26 protein-coding genes are annotated in these 25,667 nt (G+C 55.7%); 8 read left to right on the top strand and 18 right to left on the bottom strand.

Going from position 1 to position 25,667, the window contains the following annotated elements; genetic code table 11:
• Positions 1-10: 10 nt before the first annotated feature.
• Both DFK18_RS05565 and DFK18_RS05560 read right to left on the bottom strand, forming a co-directional pair.
• Positions 11-796: a sulfite exporter TauE/SafE family protein gene (locus tag DFK18_RS05565; RefSeq protein WP_114417252.1), complete on the bottom strand. Its 786-nt coding sequence runs from the start codon at positions 794-796 to the stop codon at positions 11-13.
• A 2-nt stretch (positions 797-798) separates the two neighbouring features.
• Complete coding sequence (locus DFK18_RS05560) at positions 799-3,474, bottom strand: response regulator (protein ID WP_162299701.1); 2,676 nt, start codon at positions 3,472-3,474, stop codon at positions 799-801.
• Between the two features lie 72 nt (positions 3,475-3,546).
• On the opposite strand from DFK18_RS05560, the gene DFK18_RS05555 reads away from it, so the two are divergent.
• Both DFK18_RS05555 and DFK18_RS05550 read left to right on the top strand, forming a co-directional pair.
• Complete coding sequence (locus DFK18_RS05555; protein WP_114417541.1) at positions 3,547-4,311, top strand: NRDE family protein; 765 nt, start codon at positions 3,547-3,549, stop codon at positions 4,309-4,311.
• Positions 4,259-6,049 carry a L,D-transpeptidase family protein gene (locus DFK18_RS05550; RefSeq protein WP_114417250.1) on the top strand — a complete coding sequence of 597 codons (1,791 nt, stop codon included), beginning with the start codon at positions 4,259-4,261 and terminating at the stop codon, positions 6,047-6,049. The genes DFK18_RS05555 and DFK18_RS05550 overlap by 53 nt, the downstream gene beginning before the upstream one ends.
• Here the strand turns inward: DFK18_RS05550 and ptsP are convergent.
• Both ptsP and DFK18_RS05540 read right to left on the bottom strand, forming a co-directional pair.
• Positions 6,043-8,322, bottom strand: a complete 2,280-nt coding sequence (gene ptsP / locus DFK18_RS05545; RefSeq protein ID WP_114417249.1) for a phosphoenolpyruvate--protein phosphotransferase — start codon at positions 8,320-8,322, stop codon at positions 6,043-6,045. The two genes, DFK18_RS05550 and ptsP, sit on opposite strands and share 7 nt — an antisense overlap.
• A 39-nt stretch (positions 8,323-8,361) precedes the next feature.
• Positions 8,362-8,850, bottom strand: a complete 489-nt coding sequence (locus DFK18_RS05540) for an RNA pyrophosphohydrolase (protein WP_114417248.1) — start codon at positions 8,848-8,850, stop codon at positions 8,362-8,364.
• Between the two features lie 119 nt (positions 8,851-8,969).
• On the opposite strand from DFK18_RS05540, the gene DFK18_RS05535 reads away from it, so the two are divergent.
• Positions 8,970-9,635, top strand: coding sequence for a histidinol-phosphatase (locus DFK18_RS05535; protein ID WP_114417247.1), 666 nt, complete (start codon positions 8,970-8,972; stop codon positions 9,633-9,635).
• A complete protein-coding gene (gene tsaA / locus DFK18_RS05530) occupies positions 9,632-10,318 on the top strand; it encodes a tRNA (N6-threonylcarbamoyladenosine(37)-N6)-methyltransferase TrmO (protein ID WP_114417246.1) in 687 nt (228 codons plus the stop codon). The genes DFK18_RS05535 and tsaA overlap by 4 nt, the downstream gene beginning before the upstream one ends.
• Positions 10,319-10,370: 52 nt before the next feature.
• On the opposite strand, the gene DFK18_RS05525 is transcribed toward tsaA, so the two are convergent.
• The 5 genes from DFK18_RS05525 to dapA form a co-directional block, all read right to left on the bottom strand.
• Positions 10,371-11,678, bottom strand: a complete 1,308-nt coding sequence (locus DFK18_RS05525) for a hypothetical protein (RefSeq protein ID WP_114417245.1) — start codon at positions 11,676-11,678, stop codon at positions 10,371-10,373.
• 230 nt (positions 11,679-11,908) lie between these two features.
• Positions 11,909-12,622, bottom strand: a complete 714-nt coding sequence (purC, locus tag DFK18_RS05520) for a phosphoribosylaminoimidazolesuccinocarboxamide synthase (RefSeq protein WP_114417244.1) — start codon at positions 12,620-12,622, stop codon at positions 11,909-11,911.
• Positions 12,623-12,723: 101 nt separating this feature from the next.
• Entirely contained in the window at positions 12,724-13,509 is a 786-nt protein-coding gene (locus DFK18_RS05515) for an MBL fold metallo-hydrolase (RefSeq protein WP_114417243.1), read from the bottom strand.
• On the bottom strand, positions 13,509-14,489 hold the full coding sequence (locus DFK18_RS05510) for an outer membrane protein assembly factor BamC (RefSeq protein ID WP_114417242.1): 981 nt from the start codon (positions 14,487-14,489) through the stop codon (positions 13,509-13,511). Before DFK18_RS05510 ends, DFK18_RS05515 begins: the two co-directional genes overlap by 1 nt.
• Positions 14,489-15,370 carry a 4-hydroxy-tetrahydrodipicolinate synthase gene (dapA, locus tag DFK18_RS05505; protein ID WP_114417241.1) on the bottom strand — a complete coding sequence of 294 codons (882 nt, stop codon included), beginning with the start codon at positions 15,368-15,370 and terminating at the stop codon, positions 14,489-14,491. Before dapA ends, DFK18_RS05510 begins: the two co-directional genes overlap by 1 nt.
• A gap of 234 nt (positions 15,371-15,604) precedes the next feature.
• On the opposite strand from dapA, the gene DFK18_RS05500 reads away from it, so the two are divergent.
• Entirely contained in the window at positions 15,605-16,075 is a 471-nt protein-coding gene (locus tag DFK18_RS05500; protein ID WP_114417240.1) for a peroxiredoxin, read from the top strand.
• A gap of 11 nt (positions 16,076-16,086) precedes the next feature.
• Here the strand turns inward: DFK18_RS05500 and DFK18_RS05495 are convergent, their stop codons facing one another.
• Entirely contained in the window at positions 16,087-17,571 is a 1,485-nt protein-coding gene (locus tag DFK18_RS05495) for a M48 family metalloprotease (protein ID WP_114417239.1), read from the bottom strand.
• A 60-nt stretch (positions 17,572-17,631) separates the two neighbouring features.
• On the opposite strand from DFK18_RS05495, the gene DFK18_RS05490 reads away from it, so the two are divergent.
• Both DFK18_RS05490 and DFK18_RS05485 read left to right on the top strand, forming a co-directional pair.
• Positions 17,632-17,901 carry a sulfurtransferase TusA family protein gene (locus DFK18_RS05490; RefSeq protein ID WP_114417238.1) on the top strand — a complete coding sequence of 90 codons (270 nt, stop codon included), beginning with the start codon at positions 17,632-17,634 and terminating at the stop codon, positions 17,899-17,901.
• Between the two features lie 2 nt (positions 17,902-17,903).
• Positions 17,904-19,007 (top strand): AI-2E family transporter, encoded by a 1,104-nt coding sequence (locus DFK18_RS05485; protein ID WP_114417237.1) that lies wholly within the window; start codon positions 17,904-17,906, stop codon positions 19,005-19,007.
• On the opposite strand, the gene nadA is transcribed toward DFK18_RS05485, so the two are convergent.
• From nadA to DFK18_RS05455, 6 genes are all read right to left on the bottom strand, one after another.
• Positions 18,988-20,022: a quinolinate synthase NadA gene (nadA, locus tag DFK18_RS05480; protein ID WP_114417236.1), complete on the bottom strand. Its 1,035-nt coding sequence runs from the start codon at positions 20,020-20,022 to the stop codon at positions 18,988-18,990. The two genes, DFK18_RS05485 and nadA, sit on opposite strands and share 20 nt — an antisense overlap.
• 140 nt (positions 20,023-20,162) lie before the next feature.
• A complete protein-coding gene (locus DFK18_RS05475) occupies positions 20,163-20,765 on the bottom strand; it encodes a Yip1 family protein (RefSeq protein ID WP_114417235.1) in 603 nt (200 codons plus the stop codon).
• Between the two features lie 111 nt (positions 20,766-20,876).
• Complete coding sequence (cyoE, locus tag DFK18_RS05470; protein WP_114417234.1) at positions 20,877-21,788, bottom strand: heme o synthase; 912 nt, start codon at positions 21,786-21,788, stop codon at positions 20,877-20,879.
• Positions 21,781-22,818: a COX15/CtaA family protein gene (locus tag DFK18_RS05465; protein WP_114417233.1), complete on the bottom strand. Its 1,038-nt coding sequence runs from the start codon at positions 22,816-22,818 to the stop codon at positions 21,781-21,783. Before DFK18_RS05465 ends, cyoE begins: the two co-directional genes overlap by 8 nt.
• A 3-nt stretch (positions 22,819-22,821) precedes the next feature.
• Positions 22,822-23,325 carry a hypothetical protein gene (locus DFK18_RS05460; RefSeq protein ID WP_114417232.1) on the bottom strand — a complete coding sequence of 168 codons (504 nt, stop codon included), beginning with the start codon at positions 23,323-23,325 and terminating at the stop codon, positions 22,822-22,824.
• Entirely contained in the window at positions 23,318-24,061 is a 744-nt protein-coding gene (locus DFK18_RS05455) for an SURF1 family protein (RefSeq protein WP_114417231.1), read from the bottom strand. The genes DFK18_RS05460 and DFK18_RS05455 overlap by 8 nt, the downstream gene beginning before the upstream one ends.
• Here DFK18_RS05455 and DFK18_RS05450 point away from each other — a divergent pair.
• On the top strand, positions 24,060-24,251 hold the full coding sequence (locus DFK18_RS05450; protein ID WP_114417230.1) for a DUF2909 family protein: 192 nt from the start codon (positions 24,060-24,062) through the stop codon (positions 24,249-24,251). The two genes, DFK18_RS05455 and DFK18_RS05450, sit on opposite strands and share 2 nt — an antisense overlap.
• On the opposite strand, the gene DFK18_RS05445 is transcribed toward DFK18_RS05450, so the two are convergent.
• Entirely contained in the window at positions 24,248-25,108 is an 861-nt protein-coding gene (locus DFK18_RS05445; RefSeq protein ID WP_114417229.1) for a cytochrome c oxidase subunit 3, read from the bottom strand. The genes DFK18_RS05450 and DFK18_RS05445 overlap by 4 nt on opposite strands.
• Positions 25,105-25,665 (bottom strand): cytochrome c oxidase assembly protein, encoded by a 561-nt coding sequence (locus tag DFK18_RS05440; RefSeq protein ID WP_114417228.1) that lies wholly within the window; start codon positions 25,663-25,665, stop codon positions 25,105-25,107. The genes DFK18_RS05445 and DFK18_RS05440 overlap by 4 nt, the downstream gene beginning before the upstream one ends.
• Positions 25,666-25,667: the final 2 nt, after the last annotated feature.

Raw genomic sequence — 25,667 nt, 5'->3', positions numbered from 1 at the left:
TCCTTATTGATCAGGCCAACAGAAATCTTGCACCGACTACCAGAAGCAGAAGGGCAAAGAGCCGCTTGAGCAGCTTTTCCGGTAAGTAATGAGCCAGTTTGGCCCCCAGACGGGCAAAGGGCACACTCATCAATACGATCCCCAGAAAAGCAGGCCAATAGACAAAGCCCCAAGCCCCTTCAGGCAACTGGGGATGTTCCCAGCCCGTCCAGAGATTACCCAGAGCACCAAAAACTGCAATGGGCAGCCCCAGGGAGGCGGAGGTTCCCACCGCCTTGCGCATGGCCGCCTTGCACCAGGTCAGAAAGGGCACTGTCAGGGTGCCGCCGCCTATCCCGAAAATGGCAGAAGCCCAGCCAATAACAGCACCTGCCAGGGTCATCAGAGGGGCCTTGACCTCAGCTTGACCTGGCCGGGGGTTAAGATTCAGCCCCATTTTGATGGCCACCAACAGCACAAAAATACCGATAATCTTTTGCAGCGCCAGACCCGAGAGCAGACTGGCCGTCCAGGCACCCAGAAGAGCACCCAAAAGAATGCCGGGGGCCATCAGACGAAACCAATGCCAGCTGACACCGCCTTTCTGGTGGTGCGACCAGGTCGAACTGATGGAAGTAGGAACAATGGTTGCCAGAGAAGTTCCCACCGCCAGATGCACCAGAATCTCAGCGGGAAAACCCAGGGCGGCAAAGGTTAAGACCAGGACGGGGACGATCACCAGCCCCCCGCCAATACCAAAGAGGCCAGCCAAAAGACCGGCACCCGCACCCAAGAGCAAATAAATCAGCAGCGTCAAAATCAAACCTCTTGTTGTTTCAACCAGAAATCCACCATCCGCCTGAGTTCATCCGGACGGTAGGGTTTGGCTAGATAGTCGTCCATACCCTGCTCTACAAAATATTCCCGATCACTTTCCAAGGCATTGGCCGTCAGTGCAATCAAGGGAATAGCAGCGTTTTTACCGGGCAACTGTCGCCAGCGCCGGCTGGCCTCCAGGCCATCCATTTCCGGCATGAAGATATCCATCAATACCAGGGCATAGCTCTTCTGCTGCCCCAACTCCAGTGCTTTGCGGCCGGTATTGGCAACATCCACAACAAAACCGGATTTTTCCAATACACTGGAAGCCAGCATGGAGTTGACCGGCCCATCATCCACCACAAGAATTCGAGGTCTAGATGGCTGCTTGACCGCGGCCTCCACCGGAATCTCCAGAGTGATCTCAAGGCCACCTTCCGGCCGCGACTGGATATCCATACGGCCTTTGAGTTCCTGAACCAGTTGGCGAACCAGCAAGGGACCCAGGGTAAAACCTCCGGCGGCTGGCTCATAGTTATTCCCCAGCGGTGTCGATGCCTGAAAGCGCTTGATCCTTTCCTGATCCGCCAGAGCTCCTCCTTTATCCAGCAGGGTCATTTTCAGGCTGCCGGAAACGGCAACCCAATCCAATTGCAGGGTCAGATCCCGGGCCGGTGCCTGCTGCAGACTCTGACGCAGCAGGTGGCGCACCAGGCGAGTCAGGCGGCGCCGGTCCGTATAAAACTGCGCCGGCAGTTTTTCGGAAAAGGTCACCTGCACCCCGCCTTCCTGGTTTATCTCCCCATCCAGGCTGGCCAGAACCTCATCCAGCCAGGGGTGTAAATCCAGTTTTTCTTTCTCTTCAGAAAGGTCTTCCTGTACCTGGGTATCTTCGGAAATATCCCGCAGATCATCCAGTAAACGCAGCAGAGACTGGATTTTCTCGCGACAACTGCGACTGCTATCCTGATTACGCACAGTCTGGGAGGCTTCCTGGAGCTCCAAGAGGAGACTCTTGGCCTCGCGAGCGACCACTTGAGAAAACTCCGCCTTCATTTTTGCCGCCTGCCGGGTTCGCTGGCGTTCACTCAGCAGCTGCTGCTGGGTCAGCTTGTAGGGCGTTAAATCCAGCAGCATTACCAAACCACTCTGGTCTTCCTGACGACTGACGCAGGTCCACCAATTTTTAACCTGTTGTTGATCGCTTTCCAGCTCCAGGTCTTTAACCCAGGAATCACCTGGCAGGCTGCTCAAGCCCAGAAGGGGAGCCAAAGGCCGCCCGCGTAACTCCTCTTCACTAGCACCTGCAAAGTGCTCAAAAGCAGTATTACAAGCTTGCAATTGATCCCGGGCATCAAAACGGGCCAGCAGCATGGGGCCGGGAAGAAGCTGGAAGAGATGGCCCGTTTCTACCGAAGCCCCCTCCTGTGTCAGTGAATTCTGGCTGTCAGGATCGTCCTCCTGCAGCAGTCGATGCCAGAGACGCTGGTCCCGGCGCCGGGAAAGAAAGATAAAGAAGCTGCTACCCAAGAGCAGACTGGAAGTGCCCAACCAGAACAACAGCTGGTAATCCTCCAGCAATTGCTGGCGGGCAGAAAAAATGGCATCGCGTGGCGCGACCAAAAGCAGTTTCCACCCGGTGGTTTCCAGGCTCGACCAGCTCAGCAGGATATCTTCATCTTGCAACTTGAGTTGCAAAAGCCCGGAGGCATCCTGGCGCAGAGGATCCAGTTCCGCACGTAAATCCTTGCGTAGAAGAAGGTTCAACTTGTCTTCATTAGCACTGGTTTCACGGTCGCGAAGACTGACTCCCCAGTGTTTTTCGCCTTCAACAGGATAGGCCAGCAGTTCGCCTTCACGGCCCATCAGCATGGCATAGCCTTTCCAGGGAATTTCCAGTTCCAGCATGCGGGAAACCAGACTATCCAGGGTTAGATCGACACCCACTACGGCCTGCAGCTGACCATCAATGACCACGGGAACAACCAGACTCAACGTCCAGCCCTGTCCGGCCGGATCAAAATAGGCATCAATCCAGACTGGCTCTCTACTGGGGTTATGCGTCAGGTCAGCCAGATAGAAAAAGGGGAAATCACGAACATCCAGATCCGGAGCAAACTGCTCTTGCACATCGACCCAGGGGTAGATAAGGGTTTCAGTCGTGGGAGTATTGAGATACACCTGGGTGATCAACTCATGACTGGCCTGGATATCCTTGAACAACGGAGAGAGACGCAAAAACTGCACCAGACGTTGAGCATCCTTCTCCAGGCTACGGTCCTGGCGGGCGGAAAAATAGAGGGCCGCTTCATCTTCATCGGCGGAGTAGAGGATTCCCTGTTCGCCCTTGTGGACCTGGGACAGCTCCCCCGCTTGAGGTGGGCGGTCATCCTGTAGCTTCAGAGCCACCTGATGGGCCAGTAGCTGCCCCAATTGCTCAATGGCCCTTAGCTCCTGTTCCAGCTGGTTGGCGAGAAGGCTGCCGACTTCCAGTACCTGAGCTTCTGCCTGGCGCTCGAAAAGATCCTGGCTGGTACGATTACTCAGGTTGATCAGGATCACCAGAACGACAAAGAGGATCGCGACCAACAGCCCCACGGGCAGAATAATTCCCCACCAGAGGTTGGAGTCTATCCAGTTTTTCAGTTCTGACCGGGACTTCGGCTGGGCAGACACGAACTTTTCCTTGAATCTTGACGTCAAAAAAGCTGAGTATAACAGCCCCCTGAGCAAATTACTGGATCTCTCATGTGTCTGCTTGCCCTTGCCTGGAAACACCACCCCGACTACCCCCTGCTGCTGGCAGCCAACCGTGATGAATTTCATCAGCGACCCGCCCGGGCCGCTGCCTTCTGGTCCGATTATCCGGAAATTGCCGGAGGCAGAGACCTGGAAGCCGGTGGTAGCTGGCTGGTGGCTACGCGCGAAGGCCGCTGGGCCGCCCTGACCAATATCCGCGAACCCGGTGCTCAACCACCGGCAGGTGGACTCAGCCGTGGCGACCTGGTGGTTCAAGCCGTACGTCAGCCTCTGGAAACACTGGCTGCAAGGCTTGAGGAAAGAGCGGCTGACTATGCCGGTTTTAATCTACTCTGGGGCAATCGCGATCAGGCCTGGTACCTGAACAATCGCAGTGGTGACAAGGCCCACCAACTGGAACCCGGCATTCACCTGCTCAGCAATGCCCGACTCAATACTCCCTGGCCCAAGACGGAAAAACTGGGTCGCTCTTTTACCGCCTGGTGCCAGGATAAAAATCCACGCAAAGAGAATCTTTTTGCTAAACTGGGCGATTCTTCTCCAGCCCCTGATGAAGACCTGCCGCAAACGGGTGTGGGACTGGAACTGGAACGCTTCCTGTCGCCCATTTTTATTCAGGGAGAAAACTATGGCACGCGTGCCTCCACTCTCCTGTGGCAGGATCACGAACCTAGCATGACTCTCTGGGAAAGAAGCTTTGATGCCGATGCCTGTCTTAAAGAGGAAAAAAAGCTGGTTTGGCCCCTGGCCTGAGTGCCCTTGGCCACCTCACTCACTTTTTCGGCTCCTGCTGCTCGCCTGGGTTTTCCTGGCTTTTCCTGCCTGTGCCAGCCTGTCTCCTTCTACCGGCCGGGATCTCCCCGCCAGCAATGCCACTTTGAATCGCTGGGTAGAAAACACGGGGGAACGCCTGCATCCGGAAATCCAACTGGCCCACCCTCAGCTGCTGGGGCTACTTTATCGTCAGGCTGGCTTTGGCTATTTCTGGCTCAACCAGGAAGGCCGCCCCACACCTGCTGCGCGCCTTCTCCTTCAGGACCTGCAGCCCTGGCTGGCCCTGGAAGAGCATCCCCGCCTGCAGACTTACCGCAAGCTGGCCGACTTGTTGCAAAGCCCGCTTCTGCAGGCACCGGCTCGTCATCGTCATTCCCGCGACCTGGTCATCAGCGATCTCTTCCTGCGTTATCAGGAGGACCTACTCAGCCGCTATTGGACCCAAACCGATGAAACCGGCGATCACGGCATTATCAATGCCAATGAAACCTGGGAGGACTGGCCCGATGAAGTCATCCAACGCACTCTGCAGCAAGTTTTTCCCCGCTGGCTGGCAGAACTCCAAACCCTGACACCCCAGGCCTGGGCCCAGGCAAGAATCCGCGAAACCCGCCCTCTGGAAGAACTCTACCAACCCTGGCGGGCTGCTTTTGCCCGTCTCCAGGAAGCCGATAGAGCCGGTGACTGGCCGCATCTGGAAACCAGTCTCTTTCCCGGTGACCACCACCCCCAGGTAGCTCAACTAGCCTTGCAACTGTCCAGGCTTGGTGATCTGGACACCGCAACTCCCTGGTTGTTTGTTGCCGACAGCCAGGAGCCTCAATTGGATGAACGCCTGCAAACCGCGCTCAAGCGTTTTCAGCGCCGTCACCAACTACCGGATCACGGCCGCGTGGATGAAGCCACCCGCCACCGGTTAAACATTCCCCCTCGGGAAAGAATGCGGCGGCTGGCTCACAACCTGCGGCGTTTGTATCACCTTCCCCCGCAATTGAACGCTCGTCACCTGATGATCAATCTGGCCGACCAGCAGCTGGAGTTCCGTGAGAACGGCCAAACCCGTCTAGCGATGCGCGTAATCGCCGGTCGTTCCGGTCAGCGTACGCCGATCATGAGTCAGTGGCTGACTTCTCTGGTACTAAATCCCATCTGGAATGTCCCCCCTCGTATTGCCCAGGAAAGCATCCTCCCACGGGCACGCAATAATCCCGGCTACCTGGCCTCCCGCGACTATGCCCTGGTGGAGGGCTGGCATACGCCCGCCCACTATGTAAATCTGGAGGAGCTACCCGAGGATGCCTTCACACCAGCCAATCCTTCCTACCGGCTGGTCCAGAAAGCGGGCAATCACAACCAACTGGGCCGGGCCAAATTCCGCCTTTCCAATCAGAAAGCCATTTACCTGCACGACACCCCCTACCAGCAGCTTTTTCAGCAGACTCCCAGAACCATCAGCTCCGGTTGTGTTCGCCTGGAAGATGCACGAGGACTGGTAAGTGTGCTCCTGGCACCCAGCGAGACCTGGACGCCCGAGACAGTGGCAAGCATCTATGCAGAAGGTGAAGAACGCTACCTCCAGGTCAGGCCCAGAGTCGCAGTCTATTTGATGTACTGGACAGCCTGGACGGATGCCCAGGGTCAACTGCAGTGGCGGGAAGACCTCTATCACCTGGACCAGTTTACCCGCGAAAGGCAACTGGCCCGTCAGAATCAGTGACTTGGCGGCTGGGTTTTGGGCCCGGCCAACCAGCCCAGCCCCAGATCATTCATGAAAACACCCAGGTGGCCCACCACCTGATCGGTGCTGGCACAACCCAGGACTTTTTCCAGCAGGTCACGGGCGTCTTCCACACGTACCCGGCGGATGGCCGCCTTAACGCGAGGCAAGCTGGCCAGGTTCATGGACAGGCTCTGATAGCCCATGCCCAGCAGCAGAATAGAACCGGCCGGGTCCCCGGCCAACTCACCACAAAGACTGACGGGCAGGCGTGCAGCATGGGAATCACTGGCAATTTTGGCCAGGGCATTGAGAACGGCCGGATGATAACCACTATAAAGTCCGGCCACCTTGGGATTGTCCCGATCCACAGCCAGCAGGTACTGGGTCAGGTCATTACTGCCTACGGAGAGATAATCAACCCGCTCAGCCAATGCCTGAATCTGAAAGAGAGCAGCCGGAACCTCGATCATGGCCCCGACGCTGGGTTTTTTCACCGGCAGGCCTTCACCTTGCTTGAGTTCTACCCAGGCCCGGCGAATCAGCGCCCTGGCTTCCTCGACCTCGCGTACCGAAGAAATCATGGGCAGGAGAATACGCAGATTATCCAGACCCACACTGGCTCTGAGCATGGCTCTGACCTGGCTCAGGAAAACCTCGGGATGATCCAGGCTAAAACGTATCCCGCGCCAGCCCAGGCAGGGGTTATCTTCCGTGATCGGGAAATAGGGCAGCGGCTTGTCACCGCCAATATCCAGGGTGCGCATGGTCACTTCACGCGGGGCAAAGGCTGATAGCTGCTGCTGGTAAAGCGCCACCTGTTCCTGCTCGCTGGGGAAGCGTTCGGCCATCATGAACTGAACTTCGGTACGGTAAAGACCCACCCCTTCAGCACCATAGGCCAGAGCGCGGACATGATCGGCAGCCAGCCCTGTATTCAACATCAGGGGTACCTGATGACCATCCTGGGTGACACAAGGCAGTCCTGCCTCGGCCTCCAGAGCTTCGGTCAGGGCTTTTTCTTCCTCGATAAAGAGTTCGTACTGGCGACGCAGACGCTCCTCGGCATTGGTTACCACCTGGCCCCGATAGCCATCCAGAATCAACTGCTGGCCATCCAGGCGGGCATAGGGTAGATCGGTCAACCCCATCACGGTGGGAATACCCATGGCCCTGGCCAGAATAGCCAGATGGGAGTTACTGGAACCCTTGACGGCAATCAGACCGGCCAGCTTTTCTCGCGGCACTTCTCCCAAGAGTGCAGGTGATAACTCTTCACCAACCAGCAGGGTATTGTCAGGATACTCACGGGCAATTTCACCGCCAGCTTGAAGATAAGAAAGCACTCGCCGCCCCATATCACGGATATCGGCCGCCCTTTCTCTCAGGTAGGAGTCCTCGACTTTCTCCAGGTATTTGACATGGCGCTTGACGACATAGGCCAGGGCTCCCTGGGCCCAGTGTCCCTCTTCAATCTGACGAAAGACTTCCGCACCCAGAGACTCTTCATCCAGCATCTGCAAATAGGCATCAAAAAGTGCCTGCTCCTGGGCACTGACACGATTGGCCAGTTTTTGCCCCACTGAACGAATATCATCTCTTACCGCCTTAAGAGCGGTGCGGAAAAACTCTTTTTCCTCTTCAATGGAAGCGCATTCTTTTTCCGGCACACTGTCCAGATCCGCCGGGGGCATAATAACCACCGCCTGGCCAATGGCCACACCCGGTGCTGCAGGCAGGCCGGTAAAATAGGCCATTTCCTTGTGTCCGGCGGGGTTGATCTGCAGGCTGCCACTGGCCTGGGCATGAGCCAAAACAGCCGCCAGCTGGGCTGCAATGGTAACCAGAAAGGCTTCTTCGCCTTCATCAAACTTGCGCTTGACCTTCTGCTGGACCACCAATACACCCAACGCATGGCGCTGGTGGATAATGGGAACCCCCAGAAAGCTATGGTATTTTTCTTCGCCGGTTTCCGGCAGGTAGCGGTAACGGGAATGCGAAGGCGCATCTTCCAGGTTAAGCGGTTCTTCACGCTGGCCAACATAGCCGACCAGACCCTCGGAGGGAGCCAGACTGGCATGACCGATGGCTGCTGCATTCAACCCCAGGGTATTCATCAGCACGTAGCGACCCTGCTTGCTGTCAAGCAGATAGACAGAGCAGACATCGGTATTCATGGCTTTGCGAACGCGACGCACGATGATGGACAAGGCGGTGTCCAGATTTCGTGCGCTGCTTACTTCCTGCACAATTTTTCGCAAAATGTCCAGCATATATCCCCCAGGACTGCGTCTTCACGACGTCAATCTGATTTAGGTTTCGCGCAGCATCCTGTGCAGGCGAGGTGCCAATTCCAGCAAGGCCCGGCGATAGACATCCCTCTTGAAAGCCACAACCTGGCCCAGGGGATACCAGTAGCTGACCCAACTCCAGCTATCGAATTCCGGCTTGGGAGAACAATCAAAGCAGATCTGCGAGTCCTCACAACGGATTCGTAACAGGTACCATTTTTGTTTCTGACCAATACATAAGGGGCGGCTATGCCTGCGGATCATGCGTTTGGGCAGGCGATAACGCAACCAGCCCCGGGTCGAGCCCAAAAGCTCAACCTGATCCCGGGTCAGTCCGATTTCTTCTTTTAATTCCCGGTACAAGGCTTCTTCGGGAGTTTCCCGAAACTTGATACCACCCTGGGGAAATTGCCAAGCGTCCTGACCAAAACGCCTTGCCCAGAGTAGTTGACCATCATTGTTCGCAATGATTATACCAACATTAGGGCGATACCCATCCTCATCTATCACGCTGCGCCCTCAACAAAAGTTTTCAACCTATTGTTCCACAAAGATTGAAAAGTATTCAATTTATCCCTGAGGTAAAATGTAAAAAAATCTGAATTCCCCAGCCATTTTTGGAGCTACTAATGAGTCTAGCCTTGTTTGACCTTGATAATACCCTGCTTGCCGGTGACAGTGACCACGCCTGGGGCGATTTTCTGGTCGACAAGGGTCTGGTGGACGCCGAAGAATATCGCCAGGCCAATGATTACTACTACCGCGCCTACCAGGAAGGCACTCTGGACATCCACGAATACCTGAGTTTTTCCCTGCGCCCTCTAACCCTTTATCCCTTAAAGGAACTGCATGCCTGGCGTGAAGAATTTATTCAGGAAAGAATTGCTCCCCTGGTACTACCCCAGGGCCGCGACCTCCTGGCCAGGCATCAACAGGCCGGGGATAAGCTGGTCATCATCACCGCCACCAATCGTTTCATCACCCAGCCTATCGCAGACCTTCTGGGGGTGGAAGAACTGATAGCCGTGGAACCGGAAATGCTAGACGGTGCCTATACCGGCCGGGTAACGGGTACACCCAGCTTTCGTGAAGGCAAGATCACCTGTCTTAACGACTGGCTCAACCAGCAGCAGATGACTCTGGGTGGCAGCTACTTCTACAGCGACTCCCACAATGACCTGCCTCTGCTGAAAAAAGTGGATCATCCGGTAGCCGTCGATCCCGATGCAGAGCTGCGCAGCTATGCCGAAAATCAGGGTTGGCCGATCATTTCCCTGAGAAGCGATTCGGCATGAAGTGGGAACTAGAACCCCTGGGTTACCTGGCTTCCTGTTATCAGGAAAAATTTGCCATACCCCGCCAGCCTGGACTTGCTCCTTCAGCACGCGCTTCTCTGAAGCTGCTTGCGCCCTACAATCAAGCCGCGATGGTTGATGGCCTGGAGGCTTTCAGCCATCTCTGGCTAACCTTTCTTTTTCACCAAAACCTGGAACAAGGCTGGAAACCCAAGGTTAGACCTCCCCGACTGGGTGGTAATAAAAAGATAGGGGTCTTTGCCAGCCGCTCTACCTTTCGACCCAATGGACTGGGACTGTCCGTGGTCCGGCTGGAAAGCATCGATACCCGTCAGGGGGTGACTCTGGAGCTTTCCGGTATCGATCTGGTGGAGGGAACACCGGTTGTGGATATCAAGCCCTATTTACCCTGGGTGGATGCAGTGCCTGCAGCCAGGGCGGATTGGGCTCCCGCCGCACCGGAAGATGTCGAAGTCAGCTTCTCCAACCAGGCTGAAGAAAAGCTTCGGGAAGATTCCCAGGGTGATTATCTGCGCCAGCTGATCCGGGAAGTCCTGCAACAGAACCCCCGACCGGCCTATCAGAAAATCGATCCTGAGCGCGACTACGGGGTCCGCCTTGCTGGCCACAACGTCAAGTTCCGCTACCTGAACGAGCAGCACCTGCAGGTGATCGCCCTCTAGGCGACTGGAGAACCGGGGCAGCAAAACCGCCCCGGACAGCTAGCGAGGCTGATTACTGGGGCTGGACCAGAAGTTGGTAAGCACCGGAGCTGGAATCGTAGCTGCGGGCAGTCAGCGTATACTCGCCTGCATCCAGGTAAACCTGCATGCGGGAATTGCGCTGGCTACCCCCATCATCGTTTTCCTGGCTGACACCATTGGGGCCTTCCACCCTCAAAACGGAATCCAGCATGGAAGAACGCATTTCCAGCAGATACTGGCCTGCTTCTTCGATGGTCAGGGTATAAACATCAGGGTCCGCCCCCATCCAGGCATTCACTTCTGCTGGAGCTGTCAGTTCACTGACGTTATCCACTTCGATATTGAGTCTTTCAGCATTCAGGGTAAAGCTGCCGGAAGCATCGCCATAGGCAGAAACAGCCACCACATATTCACCCGCCTGCAAATGATCTCCCAGGCGCGAGTTGGTGTCATCACCGCCATCATCGTCCTGCATAAAATAGGTATTGCTGCGTACTTCCAGGACGGTATCAAAATCCAGCGAAGTCAGATTGAACTGGTAAATACCGGCTTCATCGATGCTAACCTGATAAGTCTGGGTTCCCCCACTGGGCAGCCAACCATTCAGGGTACCGGGAATCTCCAGGCTTTCCTGGGAAGACAAGTCCACTTCCAGCTTATTGATGATCAGTTCGAACAGACCGGTCGAACCCTCATCGTAACCACTCACGGCCAGATGGTATTCACCCGGCTCCAGCGGACGACTCAAACGCGAGTTGGTGGAATTGCCGCTATCATCATCCTGGAAATGGCCACCTGGTCCACGCACTTCCAGAATCGTATCAAAACTACTGGAGCTGACAGCCATTTCGTAGACGCCTGCTTCCTCGATACTGAGCGTGTAGGTGGTCAGGTTATCCTGGCCCAGCCAGCCGGTCAGGGATTCTTCACCGCTCAGATGAGTCCGGTTACTGATTTCCACTTCGGTCAGTTTAAGGGTATAGGGGCCATAGCTGGCATCAGAAAGACCATTTACGGCCAACTGGTAGTTGCCAGCTTCTTCGCTACGAAAATACAAGGGGGAACCACCGGAGATCAGCAAATCCTGGCAGTCATTAAAAACGCTCAGAGTCGCTTCCAGATTGCCGCTAATTTCCGCCTTGAAAGCCTGATCCTCTTGCAGACTCACACTATAGAGGGCATAGCGGCTGCCATCCTTGTAGTTGAGTTGACTAGCGGAGGTTAGCTCGCCACGAGCGGTTTGCTCGGGGGTCAAGGCTTCGGGTTTGGGCAGGCTTTGGCAGCCCGTCAGGCCAACCAGGCTACCCAGCATCAGTGAGGTCAGAAGTTTCCTGTACATGTGTTCTGTCGACTCTTGCTAATTGATAGAAGACCGCATCCAGCGGTGTCCTAATACTAGCACGAAGTGACGAGCAGGAAAGCAGTAGAAAACAAGCGTTTGCTTTCTAGCTAAAAACTTCGCCTAGAGTAAACAACCAAGTTTAAGCAAACACAGGGATTGATGAATAGGGGGGATGCCTGAACACCCAGGCCTGAAGCCTCAGGTGTCCAGGTGACTAGCAGGAAAAATCAGTCGAATTGAATACCCAGACGCCGGCCCACTTCTTCATAGGCTTCGACAACACCGCCCAAGCCCTGACGGAAACGATCCTTATCTAGCTTCTCACGGGTTTCGGCATCCCAGAGACGGCAGCCATCCGGTGAGAACTCATCGCCCAGGGTAATTTGCCCCTTGAAAACACCAAACTCGAGCTTGTAGTCCACCAGCAGAAGTCCGGCTTCGGCAAACAAACGCTGAAGCACTGCGTTCACCTGGTAGGTGAGTTCTTTCATGCTTTGCAGCTGTTCATCTGTAGCCCAACCAAAGGTAACAGCCAGGGATTCATTGATCATGGGATCTCCCTGCTCATCGTTTTTGAGGAAAAGCTCATAGGTCGGCGGATTCAGGGTTTGCCCTTCCTCCACACCCAGACGCTTACAGAGACTACCGGCGCTGATATTACGCACCACACACTCCACAGGCAGCATCTGCATGCATTTGACCAGGGATTCACGATCATTCAAGCGCTTTTCAAAATGGGTGGGGATGCCCGCTGCCTTCAGCTTTTCCATGATAAAGGCATTGAAGATATTATTGACCCGGCCCTTGCGCTCCAGCTGCTCTTTTTTCTTGCCATCAAAGGCGCTGGTATCATCACGGAATTCCAGAATCAAAAGATCAGGATCCTCTGTTTTAAAAACAGATTTGGCTTTGCCTGAATAGAGTTCTTCACGCTTTTCCACTTGCTTCTCCGGGGGGTCTTCAGGTAAAAACTTTCGGGATTGAAATTGCCGACAAGGATAGCAGGCTGGCTTCAAAAGTCACGCAGCTTTGCATCTAAAATCTAGTTCCAGCTACTCACTTCCCGCCAGGAAAAACCGGCCTCCTGATCAGCCAGACAGATCCAGTCACTGGAAGCATTCAAACTGGCAGCCAGGGTCTCCACAGCCAATTGAGGGCAGTTGTTCTGCTCACTAAGGTGGGAGGCGACAAGGTGGGTCAAGTGGTTAATCTCCAGTTGGCTAAGCAGATCACCCGCCTGCTGGTTGCTCAAATGACCGTAATCCCCGCCAACTCTTCTTTTCAAAGATGGTGGATAAGGGCCCTGGGCCAGCATCTGGGGATCATGGTTGGCTTCCAGCACCAACGCCTGACAGCGCCGGTAATGGCGCAAAATATGCGGAGTGATCGACCCCAGATCCGTCAGCACCCCCAAACGCCGAGCCCCGTCTCCGAGAATAAATTGCACCGGTTCACGCGCATCATGAGGCACGGTCACCGGCCAAATTTCCAGATCGCCCACAGCGAAGGGATGTTCAGGATGGATGGCACGCCAATCCGGCAGCTGATTGCCCAGGCGTCCGGATAAACGTGTGCCCGGCGTGGTATAGAGAGGCAGTTGATAGCGGCGGCAGAGGGCTCCGACCCCGTTGATATGGTCAGCATGCTCATGGGTTACCAGTACCGCTGTTAGCGTCTCGGGAGCAACTCCCTGCTGTTCAAGACGTCGCTTGGTTTCCTTCAGGGAAAAACCACAGTCAATCAGCACCCGGGTGGAACCGCTTTCCACCAGGGTGGCATTACCCTTACTGCCACTCCCCAGAGAGGCAAAACGCAAACCTGCCTTCATTAGCGCAGTTGTTGCTCAATCCAGCGAAGGACTTCCTCTTCCACTGCTGCAGGGGCGGCCTGTCCGGGCTCTGTTTGCAAGACCAGATCCAGCTCGCTGGCGTACTCTTCCAGATACAGCTGGTAATGGTGTTCTTCAGGGCCGGGTCCGGCACCAAAAAGACTGGCAAAGAAGCCCTGCTCGCGCTCTTCACGAGGCACGAAACGGATATAAAAACGTCCTTCATCGCGGTTAAGGTCCTTCAGCTTGCGGACGTCTTCATCAAACTCTTTTTCCAGCAGATAGCTGAGTTCACTCCAGGCCCGATCATAATCCAGGCGCAGAACCAGAACCTTGCGCGCATCACGATCAACAAGACGAACCGCTTCATCCCCCTGAAGCGCCTGAGCCTGTTGGGAAACGCCTTGCCCGGACTGACCCAGGCGAACTTCCAGTTCGTTTTTCAGGGTCAAAAGCCGGGTGCGATCATATTCACTGAAAGCCAGCTTTTCGCCGTCATCCAGGGAACGCACCCGAATTTCCGAACTACCGCGGCGGATGCCCTGGCGCAATGCCAGTTCCTGAGGAGGCAGGTTCTGACCTTCACTCCAGATAATTTCACCGCTGCGCGGATCACTGCTCACCACACTCAGATCCAGATCTTCGAGAAGCTGCTGCAGTGTCGGCCAGACACTGGCCGGCGCTTCCTGAACCAGTAACCAGGCGGAGTCGGAATCGGTACGCAGAGTGACCACCTCCTCTTGCGCATCACTGACCGCCAGAGGCTGAGGCCGGGGCACCGCTTCCTGACCACTGGCCCGGCCTTCGGCCTCAGGGACAGGCAGGGCATCCTGCTGGTCATAATCCTCTGGCAAAGGGTAGTCAGCCGCTTCGGCACGGTGATAGTCCTCGGAGCGATCGCGAAAATCACCAGTGGAACAACCGGCCAGGACCAGACCGGTCAGCAGAAGAGCTGGTACTGAAGCCGGTAGAGAAGTCATTAGCCGAGTACTCCTGCCAGTTCCAGGGCTTCGTGCAGGGTCGTGCGGTATTTTTCTGACAAGGGAGTCAGGGGCAGACGGATGCCTCGCTCGATCATTCCCATTTCATACAGCGCCCACTTGGCAGGAATCGGGTTGGATTCCACAAAAAGACCCGTGTGCAGGGGCAACAAGCGGGTATTGATCTGATGAGCCAGGCTTTCATCGCCCTTCAGGGCCGCCATGCACATCTCGTGCATCTGCTTGGGTGCGACATTGGCAGTGACCGAGATATCACCCTGCCCCCCCATGAGAATAAAGTCGCAGGCGGTGGCATCATCACCGGAGAAGAGCTTGAAATCACTGCCCTGGAGGCTATCAATCAATACCTTGGCTCTTTCCAGATCGCCCGTGGCATCCTTGAGGGCGACAATCTTGTCGATTTCAGCCAGGCGCAAAACCGTCTCATTGTGCATATCCACAGCAGTACGCCCGGGCACATTATAAAGGATGACGGGCAATTCACTGGCCTCGGCAATGGCCTTGTAATGCTGGAAGAGACCTTCCTGGGTCGGCTTGTTGTAATAGGGAGTAGCGGACAGGCAGTAGTCAGCACCCACCTTGCTGGCATAACGCGTGAGCTCTATGGCTTCAGCAGTGGCATTGGCACCTGTACCGGCAATTACAGGAATACGACCTTCCACCTTCTCCACCACGCGGCGAATCACGTCAAAGTGTTCGGCGAAAGACAGGGTAGAGGGCTCACCGGTTGTGCCTGCAGCCACGATGCCATCGGTTCCCTGTTCCAGGTGAAAATCGATCAGACGGTCCAGTGCTTCCCAATCAACATCACCGGACAGGGTCATGGGGGTTACCAGGGCAACCATGCTGCCTTTAATCATGCTGCGTCTCCAATAAAACAGGTTAATGCATCGCTATAGAAGCGTATTGTTGCCTTTCAGGGCTTTAGGCTCAAGCATTGCGTTGCAAGTTAACGATTTTTTTTGACGCCCTGGTCAAAAATTCCTTGTGCTATAGTTGCTTATTGCCTGTATCCAGGCCGGTCACCAGCCCCTTTTGCTGCTATTGCATGGCTGGCTGCAACTTCTTAGATACCCTTGAGCAAGGAGTTATACATGAGCTTTCAACCCGGTGATCCAGTACCAGATTTCACGGCCCAGGCCACCAGCGAAGAAGAAGTCACCTTATCCCAGCTGCGCGGCAAGAAGGTGGTCATCTATTTTTACCCCAAGGACAGCACACCTGGTTGTACCAATGAAGGCAAGGATTTCCGTGATCTTTACCCGCAGTTCCAGGCTGCAAATACCGTCATCTACGGTGTTTCCCGCGACGGCCTGCGCAGCCATGAAAACTTTCGGGCCAAACAGGACTTCCCTTTTCAGCTGATCAGTGACAAGGAAGAAGAGCTCTGTCGCCTATTTGATGTCATCAAGCTGAAAAAGCTTTACGGCAAGGAACACTATGGCATCGAGCGCAGCACCTTCCTGATCGACGAGGAAGGCAAGCTGGCCAAGGAGTGGCGCAAGGTCAAGGTACCCGGACACGTTCAGGAAGTACTCGAAGCAGTAGAGGAACTCGACCACTAGGCCGTCGCTCATTAAACATCCAGGCGCTCCTGTAGCGCCTGAAGTTCACGCTGCCGCTGACGAATGACTTCCTGACGCTGCCAGGGAGCCTGCTGCTCTCTGGCCTTTTCCAAAGCCAGCTCGAGTTGTGACCTGGCTTGGCGAAAACGCCCGGTCAGCTGCAGATACTCGGCTCTGGCCTGGTGGACCTGTATACTGTGACCGGCTTGTCCGGCCACTTCGGCCAACTGGTACCAAACCCGGGGATCTTCCGGGCGTCGCCGGGTCAAATCCTGCCAAACCTCTTGGGCTGCCTGCCAGTCTTCAGCTTGGGTGTGAGCCTGGGCCAGAAGATAAAGGGCCGGATAGTATTCGGGTGAAAAAGCCAGAATAGCCTTCAAGGCCGTCACTGCCGCTTGCAGCTCTTCTTCCTGCAGCAAAATTTCTGCCTGGATCACCTGAGCCAGCAGCCACTGGGGATGCTCGGCAGCCCAGGCGGTGATTTCTTGCTGGGCCTGTTGCGACTGACCCTCGGCCTGAACCTTGAGAATCGCGGCATAGCGCGCTGCAGCCGGAGAGGCCTGCTCCTGCATAAAACGCCGGTAAGCCGTTGCCGGTGAGCTGGCCTGATGAAAAAGAATCCTCACCCGCAGCAGTTCGTAGTCCCGCCCCTTGATTCTTGGCTGGGAGGAGTTCAACTGATCGGCCCGTGCCCAGGCATCGGCAATGCGACTGGCGGTCAGCGGGTGAGTCATCAGGAATTCGGGAGGGCGACCATTCAGGCTGGTCAGTTTCTGCATCTCCTCGAACATGCTGGGCATGGCTTCAGGAGAAAAGCCGGCTGCGGCCAGGGTTTCCATCCCCAGACGATCGGATTCATGTTCATAGGTGCGGCTCCAGGCCAGCTGCTCCTGAATGGCGGCAGCCTGGGTTCCGGCTATTGCCGCCATACCGGCATCGGCATGCCCTTGACTGGCTACCAGAATACCCGCGAGCAAACCGGCCAGAGTGGACCATTGAGCACCCTGGGAGGCCTCGACCCGCCGGGCATAATGGCGTTGGCTCAAATGCGCCAGCTCGTGGGCCAACACCGAAGCCAGCTCATCTTCATGGCTGGCAAATGCAAAGAGTCCGGTATGCACACCAAGAATCCCGCCGGGTACGGCAAAGGCATTGAGTTGTGGCTGGTCAACCACCACAAGATCCTGTTCAATTTCATCCAAACCGGTATGATAACTGGCCAGGCGAGTCACCAGACCTTCGAGATAATTTTGTAAAAGCGGGTCATAGTAGATCTCTGTCTGCGCCCGGAAACGCCGCAACCAGGCCTGTCCCAGGGCAGCCTCCTGATGCAGGCTGATGCTGTAGCTACTACCCAGACCCAGGGTGGGCAGCTCCTGCTGCTGAGCTGATATACTCGGGCTTATCAGAGCCAGGCCCAGAAGCAGACCCAGCAGCCCCGGTTTCCAGGCAAAGAGGGCGACACGAGCAGGTCTGAAGGCAGACAAAAAAGACATAGACGTTCCTGTGCAACAGCAAGGCAAATAGATTTGCAGACTAAGACAAGGCAAAGCAGCATGGATTCCCCAAGTTCACCTGAAGATAATAACGCAACTCAGGGCTATGACCAGTATCTGGACGCCCGAGGCTTGCGTTGCCCCCTGCCCCTTCTCAAGGCCAAGCAGGCTCTTAACCGCCTAAAAACAGGTGAACGTCTTGCTGTCCTTGCCAGCGATCCGGGTTCCTGGGAGGATTTTGCCCGCTATACCGAGCTAAGCAGCCATCAATTGGCCACTCGAGAAAAACAGGGACAGGATTTTTTCTTTATCCTGCAAAAAGGTGACTAGCCATGTCATTCAGAGATGTTTTTGTCGGCTGGATTCATCGTTATTTTTCCGATGAAGAAGCCGTTATTCTAGCCCTGCTACTAACCGCCTTTTTTGTCGCCTTGTTATTTTTCGGCACCATGCTGGCTCCTTTTCTGACAGCCATGGTTTTTGCCTATCTATTGCAAGGGCTGGTTTCCCAACTGGAAAAATACCATCTACCCGCTCTTCTGGCCGTCATCCTCGCCTTCAGCCTTTTTGTCGGCATTCTGGTCACCCTGATTTTCTGGCTGCTGCCCCTGATCTGGAATCAGCTGGTCAGCCTCACACGGGAAATCCCGGACATGCTGAAGATGGTCCAGGTCTGGTTGGATCAGCTGCACACCCAGTATCCCCAGGTCATTTCCCAGCAACAGGCCAACTCCCTGATCAATGATGCCATCGGTGAAATTCGCCAGCTGGGTCACTTGCTGGTCAGCCTGTCCCTGTCCAGTATTCCCAGCCTGATTGCCTGGCTGGTTTACCTGATTCTGGTCCCTATCCTGGTCTTTTTTATGCTCAAGGACCGGCAGCAGCTTGTTGGTTTTATTACTTCCATGATGCCGCGCAAGAAGGCCTTGATGACTCGTATCTGGCATGAGATGGATATCCAGATTGCCAATTATATTCGCGGCAAGGCTCTGGAAATCCTGATTGTTGGTGCGGTGACCTGGGTAGCTTTTGCCTGGCTGGGACTCAACTACGCCGAACTTCTGGCTCTGCTGGTGGGCCTGTCAGTACTGGTGCCCTACATAGGCGCAGCTGTGGTGACGGTACCTATCGCCCTGATTGCCCTTTTTCAGTTTGGAATCACTACGGAACTGGCCTGGGTTCTGGGAGTGTATGCAGTCATCCAGGCGTTGGATGGCAATGTGCTGGTTCCTCTGATGTTCTCCGAGGCAGTCAATTTACACCCGGTATCCATCATTCTGGCCGTGCTCTTTTTTGGCGGTCTTTGGGGGTTCTGGGGGGTCTTTTTTGCCATTCCTTTGGCGACACTGCTCAAGGCCATTATCAATGCCTGGCCTCGAGCCTTGCATCCTGAAGAAGAAAGGGAGCAGCTAAGAACTAGCTCTTCGGAAAGTTAAGCATCCGTGTCAGGGGCACCAGGGCCTTTTCAATCAGCTCCGGTGCAACCTGGATTTCATCGCTGCCTTCTTCCAGGGAAGTCAGCATCCGCTCCAGGCTGTTCATGGCCATCCAGGGGCAGTGGGCACAACTACGACAGGTCGCACCATCGCCAGCCGTGGGCGCTTCCAGAAAACGCTTATCGGGATTTTCCTGCTGCATCTTGTAGAAGATGCCCCGGTCTGTTGCCACGATAAAGGTTTCGTTGGGTAGCTCACCGGCCGCCTTGAGCAGCTGGCTGGTGGAACCTACTACATCAGCCACCTCCACAACGGAAGCCGGGGATTCCGGGTGCACCAGCACTGCTGCAGTGGGGTGGATTTTCTTCAGATCCAAAATGCCCTTGGCCTTGAATTCCTCGTGCACGATACAGGCACCATCCCAAAGCAGCATCTCGGCACCCGTGGTCCGGCTGATATAATCACCCAGATGCTTATCCGGTGCCCAGAGGATTTTTTCGCCCTGGTCATGCAGGGATTTAACAACCTGCAGGGCAATACTCGAGGTCACCACCCAATCGGCCCGGGCCTTGACCGCAGCCGAGGTATTGGCATAAACCACGACGGTATGGTCAGGGTGCTGATCACAGAAGGCACCAAACTCATCAGCCAGACATCCCAGGTCCAGAGAACAGGTCGCTTCCAGAGTAGGCATCAACACCCGCTTGTCGGGCGAGAGGATCTTGGCGGTTTCTCCCATAAAGCGGACACCGGCCACTACCAGGGTTTTAGCCGAATGCTGGGCACCAAAACGGGCCATTTCTAAGGAATCGCCAATAAAGCCGCCGGTTTCTTCGGCCAGAGCCTGAATAACAGGGCTGGTGTAGTAGTGGGCAACCAATACCGCGTCTTTTTCCTGTAACAAGCCCTGGATACGCTCTTTCAAGCGCGTTTCATCCGCCTGTGACAGACTGCCTGCGGGAGTTGCTTTTGCCAGGTGCTCGCGCACCAGCAGCTGATCGTAAACACTGGTCATGGTAAGTGAAATTACTGCCCTGATAACTAAACAAGTGATGTGGATGATAGCATAATCAAAAAGTAGTAACCCAGCTTAGCGGCCAGACTTAAGACAAAAAAAAGCAGGCACTAGGCCTGCTGAAAGGGCAAAAGCAGCCACTAGCTGATGTAGGAAGGCGACAACCCCATTCCCCAGAGAAGCACACTGGTTGCCAGGATACCCACCAGAACCACCAGACCAACGGTCAATATGGATGTGGAAAACATAAAACCCTGCTCTTCAGGAATTTCCATGATCTTGGGCACCCCCGTATAGAGCAGATAGATGGTGTAGCCCAAAGCCACCAGACCCACCGCCACGACAAACCAGACATGGGGCCAGAAACCGGCCAGCCCGGCCAGCAGCAAGGGTGTTGCCGTGTAGGTGGTCAAGGCCATGCATCTTTCCTTGCTGGCATCGGCACCATAGGTTTTTTCCATCCAGTAGATGATGCGCGCCATCACCCCGGTTCCCACCAGCAGAGCAACATAGAAGGCCAGAGCTATGGGTAGCGCACTGGCCACCGTCAACTTGACGTATTCGCCCAGCCCCAAACTCCAACCCACCTGGGTGGTTCCAAAAAACAGGGCCAGGGGTGGAAGCGCACACATCCAGATTAAATCCCGGACATAGTAGTCACCCACCGAATAGTTTTCCTGCTTGACCTTGGCCCATTCTTTTTCGGGGTGATAAAACACCCCCCACATATGCTGAATAAACATAGGACACCTCCAGCTAGAGCAGCGTCCCTGCCAGGGTTTGTAATTGAGCCTTGGATCCATCCGATCCCGGCCCTTTTACCGGCAGCTGTTCATGCAGACTGCCTGTAATTCTTAGAGCAGCAATTGCAGATAATGATCCGCCAGCAACAGCAAAAAAAGCAGCAGAATATAACGAATGGAAAACCAGAAGGACTTGAGAGGCGTGGCCTTATCCTTCCCCCTCCAGACGCGAGCATTCCAATATAGAAAACGCAGATTCAGCAAAAGCACCCCCGCCAGATACAGCCAGCCACTCATGCCGGTCACAAAAGGCAGCAAAGTGACCGCCAGGGTTAACCAGGTATACAGCCAGACCTGCAGGCGGGCAAAGCGCTCGCCATGAGTCACCGGCAGCATGGGAACACCGGCCCGGGCATATTCCTCCTGCTTGTAGATGGCCAGCGCCCAAAAATGCGGTGGTGTCCAGGCAAAAATAATCAGCACCAGCAGGAGTGCATGGGGATGCAACTGACCCGTCATGGCCGTCCAGCCCAGCAGTGGTGGAGCGGCGCCTGCCAGACCACCCAGGGTAATATTTTGTGGCGTCACCCGTTTTAAAAAGCCGGTATAAACCAGGGCATAACCCAGCAGGGAGGCCAGGGTCAGCCAGGCGGTCAGAGGATTAACCGTCAGCGCCAGCAAGCCGATCCCGGCCAGGGAAAGAAAACTGGCATAAGCAGCAGCCTGTACAGCCGTTATTCTTTTTTCTGCCAGGGGACGGCTGGCCGTTCTCAACATCATGCGATCAAGACGTCGATCCAGCAGGTGATTAAAGGCTGCAGCCCCCATGGCTGCCAGCCCTATACCGGCCAGACCCAGAACCACCTGGCCCAGAGGCGGCCAGCCGGGCACGGCCAAGGCCATCCCCACCAGAGCACAGACCAGCATGACGGCCACCACCCGGGGTTTGCCCAGCTCCCAAAAATCCCGCCACTCCAGTGGTTGTGCACGAGAATAAACCTGAACCTGATTCAGATTACGCATGCCTTACCTCCCAACGCTGGGATCCTGACAAGGGTAGGCCACCCAATTGCCAGCCCAGACGTAAAAAAACCAGTAAAAACAAGGCAGCTCCGGCGGTATGCGCCCAAGCCAGAGTAAGCGGCAAAAGCCAGAGCACATTGGCAACTCCCAAGGCGACCTGGGTGCCCAGAGCCAGGAAAAGCAACAGCAAGCTGCCACGAACCTGTGGCTGGAAGCGATAGCGAAGCAATAAAGCCACACAACCCAGCAACAACAACAGCGCCCCCAGCCGGTGCAGCCAATGAATCCCAGTACGTGCCGGAGCATGCAATTGGCCATGCAGGTAATTGGGCCCCACTCCCTGAGTGATGTGTAAAGCCTCGCTGAAATCGGCAGCAGGCCACCAGCTACCATTGCAAGTGGGGAATCCGGAACAGGCTAGACCGGCATAATTACTGGACGTCCACCCCCCCAGAGCTACCTGCAGTAGCAACAGAACAAAAACACCCCACCAGAGCCAAGAGGGGCTAGAGGGTGAAGGCTGTCCCTTTTCCAGAGCGGCAAGTCGCAGGTATAACCAGAAAAATAACCCCAGAAGAGTAAAGCCACCCAGCAGATGCAGGGTCACCACCTGGGGCCAGAGTTGCAGGGTTACTGTCCAGGCACCAAAAGCACCCTGAATACACACCACGAGCAACAGCAAAAGACTCAATCCCAGCGGATAACCGGAAACCTGGCGCTGCTTCCAGGCCAGGCCTGCCAGCACCACAACCAGAATCCCCAGAGAGGTCGCCAGATAACGGTGCAGCATTTCCATCCAGGCCTTGGGGGCTTCCAGCGGTGCTTCAGGTGCAAAAGCGGCCGCCCTCTCGGCATCCGGTACCACCCAGGCTCCATAGCACCCCGGCCAATCCGGGCAGCCCAGACCGGCATCCACCAGGCGTGTCCAGGCACCGGCCAGAAGTACCGTGAGGGTGAAGAAAACACCAAAAACAGCCAGTTTGCGCGCCAGACGCAGAGCAATAAGAGAAGAGGTGGCCTGGGAGTTCATCAGCTAGATCTCCCTGGCCGGATTGAATTTGAGCAGATGCAAAAGATCGGTATGTATTTTTTCCGGACTGACATCCGCTGCATAAGTTAGTACAACCCTGCCCTCAGGGTCCACAACCCAGGTTTGTCCGGGTTGGATACCGGCTGGTGGTGTAGCCTGCCAGTCCAGAGCCACCTCACCGGGCAAGCTGGCTGTTTGCTGGCCAGCCCGTAAGCGCAATACCCGGTCGGCGTCCCGACCCAGAGCCCGATGGATGCGCCAGAGTTTATCGGCCTGCTCGGAACAACGAGCGCCACAGCCCTCGACCTCGGCCATAACCAGCCACCAGTGGCCATCCGGCTGCCAAGCCAGCGGCCATTCCTGCAAGGGTGGCCGATCCGGCAACAGCTGCCCCTGGGCCTGATCACTTTGTGGAATCCCCCAGGAAAAAAGCTGCATACTCCAGGAAGTGGCTACCGGAGCAGCCATCAGGGCAAGCAGTAACAGCAGATAAATTTTATTACGCATTGCTCTTCCTCTTTCTACCGGGGCGCGCTGGGCCCCAGGCCATCCAAAACGCCAGCAAAGCCAGAAGTAGCCACTGCACCGAATAACCCCAGTGCCGGGCTGGGGGCATGGAATTGGCCGACCACCAGGGTTGCAGCAACCCTGGTCCGGATTGCTGATGCAGCACTCCGGCAAAAGCCTCACCGGGTAAATCAGCCCAGGGAGACAAATCCACCGCTTGCAATCTCTCCCCCTCGCGATTCGGTCCCCACACCCAGTCCTCATCGTTTAGAAGCTGCCAGCTTCCGCTTAGCTGCACCTGGCCCGAAGGAGTGGTCAACCGGGGAACCCCGCTACGATCCGCCCCCGTGGCAACAAAACCACGATCCACCAGCCACCAGCGTCCCTCGCCTGTTCTCAAGGGTGTTAAGGCAGCAACACCCACCTGCCCCTGATAGATACGGTTATCCAGCCACAGGGTGCGTTCACCCAGAAACTCTCCCCGGAGCTGAACCGGCGCCAGGTTGAGCGGCAGTTGCTCAGGTTGAATCCTGAGTGGCTGCTCTGCCAAGGCCTGCAATCTTACCTGCTTTTCCAAACCTCGCTGGTACTGCCAAAAGGCCAGCACTAACCCCAGGACCACCAGGCTCAACCAGAACAAGTACCAGGCCCAGGAAGCCTTTTCCTTGACAGCCTGGCGGGCTTCCACTCCACTGGTAGCTAGATGCCCTTCACTCTCTTGCCTGGAGCTGGCCATGTTGAAACTCCTGATTGCTGTCGTCTTTGTTGCGATCCTGTGCAGCCTGCTGCTGGGGGCTTTTTTTCTGGTCAAGGACCCCAGCTCCTCCACGCGCCTGCTGACCTCGCTGAAGACCCGAATTCTACTGACCCTGCTACTGGTCGGCCTCTTGTTGTTTGGGTTTACCCAGGGGCAACTGGGAACCTAGAAAACATAAACAAAGAGAAATAACCCCACCCAAACAACATCCACGAAATGCCAATACCAGGCGCCGGCTTCGAATCCGAAATGCTGTTCCGGGGTGAAGTGACCTCGCAGCTGCCGCAACCAGAGCACCACCAGGACCAGGAGACCGATGCTGACGTGAAGGCCGTGGAAGCCGGTCAGCAAGAAGAAGGTGGCCCCGTAGATCCCGGCCTGCAGGGTCAGCCCCAACTCGGTCCAGGCGTGCACATACTCCACCCCCTGAATAACCAGAAAAACACCGCCCAAAATCAGAGTCAGCAGCATCCAGCGACTGGCCGCTGCCGCTTTTTGGGCTTTCAGGGCATGATGCGAAAAAGTCAGAGTAATACTGGAGGTCACCAGCAAGAGGGTATTAATCAGTGGCAGCGTCCAGGGATTCACCTGACCCTCAATGCTGGCCACGGAAGGGTCCGGCGTTGACATCAACGGCCAGCTGGCGGTGAAATCCGGCCACAAGAGGGCAGTAACCCCCTTGGCACCCTCGCCATCCAGCCAGGGCAGGGCAAACACACGAATATAAAAAAGCGTGCCGAAAAAGGCCGCAAAGAACATCACCTCGGAGAAGATAAACCAGGCCATCCCTTGCCGGAAGGAGCGATCCATCTGGGCATCATAAAGCCCGGCCAGGGATTCTCGCACCACATCGGCAAACCAGCCAAACATCACCCAGGCCACCCCCAGCACACCGATCAAAAGAAGCAGCAGCCCTTTACCTTCAGTCAGTTGCCAACCGGCCCCCAGAGCCAGAAATCCCAGAAAAACAACCGCCAATATCGGCCACTTACTGGATGCAGGAACATAATAATGACTCGTGCTCATGGTTTTTCTCCCAGGGCCTGATCATGCGAATAAAGCGTATAGGCCAGTGTCAGCTGTTTCACTTCCCGCGGCAGATCGGGATCCACCTGGAAGACCAGGGGCATCTGTGAACGCTCACCAGCTTCCAGACGCTGCTCACGAAAACAAAAACATTCCATCTTGCGAAAGTAGCGTGCCCCTTCAGATGGGCTAACACTGGGCACGGCCTTTCCCCAATGGGCTTCCTGGCCCAGATTCACAAATTCAAAATCCGCCCTGACCACTTCACCCGGATGCACTCTCATGGAGGTATTTTCTGCCGCCAGCGCCCAGGGCAAGCCAGCATGGGTTCGGGTGATGAACTGGACTTCAATACTGCGTGAAGTGTCGATCTGTTCACCGCTGATCACCTGGGCCTGGGCGGCGGTCTTGCCATTCAGGCCGGTGACCTCACAGAAGACGTCATACAGCGGAATCAGCGCCAGGGTAAAACCCACCATGGCCAGCAACAGCAGCAGGCTGCGGCGGACCGTACGCGCGATCCCCCTTTGTACTTCTTGCCGACTGTTAGCAGACATGG

Source organism: Marinospirillum perlucidum, from assembly GCF_003336805.1.
Taxonomy (GTDB): Bacteria; Pseudomonadota; Gammaproteobacteria; order Pseudomonadales; family Halomonadaceae; genus Marinospirillum; species Marinospirillum perlucidum.
This window is presented reverse-complemented; position numbering and strand designations above follow the sequence as displayed.